The organism is Sulfitobacter sp. HI0129 (assembly GCF_001635395.1).
Lineage (GTDB): Bacteria > Pseudomonadota > Alphaproteobacteria > Rhodobacterales > Rhodobacteraceae > Sulfitobacter.
In genome coordinates, this window is the sequence record NZ_LWGH01000753.1 from 1 (window position 1) to 429 (window position 429).

Sequence of the window (429 nt, forward strand, 5' to 3'; positions counted from 1 at the left end):
CAGACAGTGGTGACCGGGCGGACGGCTCAGCGCATAGGCGTTGCGGACCTCGCCGCGCGCCACGGCATCGACGGCAGCGACGGCCAGCCCGGCGGACAGCGCCGTAATCTCGTATCCGCCTTGTGCGAAAGGCGTCCGGCGGCCCAACTCGCCCCCGCCCGCGTCGGAGAGCCGCTTGAATTCATCAAGGTAATGGGCGGGATGCACTCGCTCCAACGTCTCCCGCGTGACTGGTTCGGCGGTCCGGACGTCCAGCTCTCGGATGAGGCCCGTCACGTCCATCAGGTTTTTCAGCCGCCGCTTCGTCTCCGGGTTCTCGGGCAGCCCGCCCGCCGCCAGCGGCTGGACAAGGCCCCCGATGGGAAGGGTGAAACTGTAGTTTCCCCCGGCGTGCCAGAAGCAGCGTTCATCCCAATAGAAGGCGGTGGT

The 429-nt window shown here is 67.6% G+C and carries 1 pseudogene; it reads right to left on the reverse strand.

The annotated features are described in order from the left end of the window. A pseudogene (locus tag A3764_RS18515) lies at nucleotides 1–429 on the reverse strand (class II histone deacetylase); the annotation flags it as partial.